Source organism: Streptomyces flavofungini, assembly GCF_041028215.1.
Classification (GTDB): Bacteria; Actinomycetota; Actinomycetes; order Streptomycetales; family Streptomycetaceae; genus Streptomyces; species Streptomyces flavofungini_B.
Map to the genome: position 1 here is coordinate 1 of NZ_JASKYR010001091.1, position 1,691 is coordinate 1,691.

The 1,691-nt window shown below is 70.7% G+C and carries 3 protein-coding genes; 1 reads left to right on the forward strand and 2 read right to left on the reverse strand.

Going from position 1 to position 1,691, the window contains the following annotated elements:
• The coding region (locus AB8Z36_RS38665; protein ID WP_369218041.1) for an SRPBCC family protein at nucleotides 1-411 on the reverse strand (411 nt) is incomplete at its 3' end.
• Between the two features lie 210 nt (nucleotides 412-621).
• On the opposite strand from AB8Z36_RS38665, the gene AB8Z36_RS38670 reads away from it, so the two are divergent.
• On the forward strand, nucleotides 622-1,386 hold the full coding sequence (locus tag AB8Z36_RS38670; RefSeq protein WP_369218042.1) for a thioesterase II family protein: 765 nt from the start codon (nucleotides 622-624) through the stop codon (nucleotides 1,384-1,386).
• Nucleotides 1,387-1,419: 33 nt separating this feature from the next.
• On the opposite strand, the gene AB8Z36_RS38675 is transcribed toward AB8Z36_RS38670, so the two are convergent.
• Nucleotides 1,420-1,691: acyl carrier protein (locus AB8Z36_RS38675; RefSeq protein WP_369218043.1), on the reverse strand; the 272-nt coding region annotated here is incomplete at its 5' end.

Genomic DNA, 1,691 nt, shown 5'->3' on the forward strand with positions numbered 1-1,691 from the left:
CAGTTCCGCCATCCTCTGGAACTCGCCCAAGTCGTAGTTGGCCAGGGTCTTGTCCAGGTTGGTCAGGGCGCCCAGGTGTTCCACGAAGCCCTGGGGGTCGTACTCGATCTGGAGGGTGACCCGGCTCTCCGTCGGTGACAGGTGGTGGAACGTGACCACGCCCGCGTGGTGCACCCCCTCCGTCGTGCGCCACGCGATGCGCTCCTCGGGGATCACCTCCGTCAGTTCCGCCACGAACTCCTTGTCCGCCGTCGGGAGTGACACCTGCCAGGCGAAGGTCGTCTCGTCGATGCGCTGTACGTGCTTCACATGGCTCAGGAAGGTTGGCCAGCGTTCCACGTCGGACCAGAGTGACCAGCTCACCGACACCGGTGCCTTGATGTCCACGGCCTCCAGCAATGAGGACGACATGTTCTCGCTCTCCTTCCGTTGGTGTGGCCACCGCCACCCGCCACTTGGTTTCGTCCGGTTACCCCGACCTCGCCGGTTCACCGGCTCACCGGGGCCCGGCGTGCCGTGCGCGTCACAAACCGGCCCCGTGACCCCCGTTCGTCCGGCATGCTGGCCAGGTCAGCCCGCCGGTCGGCGGTGGGCTGCCCGTATCTGAGAGGAGGGTGCGCCGTGGGCGACTGGATACGTTGCAACCACCCCGCTCCCGACGCCGGGGTCCGTCTGCTCGTCTATCCCCACGCGGGCGGTTCCGTCAGCGCCTATCACGGGCTCTCGGCCGCCGTGTCGGGGACCGTCGAGCCGTTGGTCGTGCAGTACCCGGGGCGGCAGGACCGTTTCGGCGAGCCGTTCGCCGCGGGGGCGGACGAGATCGTCGACGCCGTGCTCGCCGAGCTGCCCGACGGGGCCGACGCCCGGCCCCTCGCGGTCTTCGGGCACAGCATGGGCGCGCTGCTCGCCTTCGAGACCGCGCGGCGTCTGGAGGCCTCGGGCAAGGCGCCCGTGGCGCTCTTCGTGTCCGGTCGCATGGCGCCCTCGCTGCCCCGCACCGCCTCCGGCAAAAAGCGGGTCGCCGACATGACCGACGCCGAGCTCGTCGAGGACATGCGCAAGCTCTCCGGCACCGCAGAGGAGCTCTTCTCCTCCCCCGAGCTGCTCTCCCTCTTCCTGCCGCCCATGCGCGCCGACTACCGGATCGTCGACGAGTACGCCTACCGCGAGGGCCCCCGGCTCACCTCTCCGCTCACCGTGCTGACCGGGGACCACGATCCCCGCGTCACCGTGGAGGGCGCTCGCGCCTGGGAGCGGGAGACCCAGGGGCCGTTCTCCTGCCATGTGCTCGCCGGTGGGCACTTCTTCCTCGACGCCCACCTTCCCTACGTCACGAGCGTCATCGCCTCCGGGCTCCGCGACCGGAAGGCGATGACCGCCCCGTAGGCCCGGTGGGCCGCGCACCGCCCTCCCCCAGGGTTACTCCGCCTCGAACTCCGCCAGCAGGGCGTCCAGCGAGTCCTCCGCCGCGTCCTGCTCCTTCGTCCCGACGATGTGCGCCGCCAGTTCCTGGAGGGGCAGCTCCTCCAGGAACACGGTGATCGGTACGTCGAGGCCGAACTCGTCCCGCAACCTGCCGACCAGGTGGACCGCCGTGAGCGAGTCGCCGCCCGCCGCGAAGTAGGTCGTGGCCGGGTCGACCGGGTCCTCCAGGCCCAGGGCCTCCGCCAGGACGCCGAGCACGGCCCGCG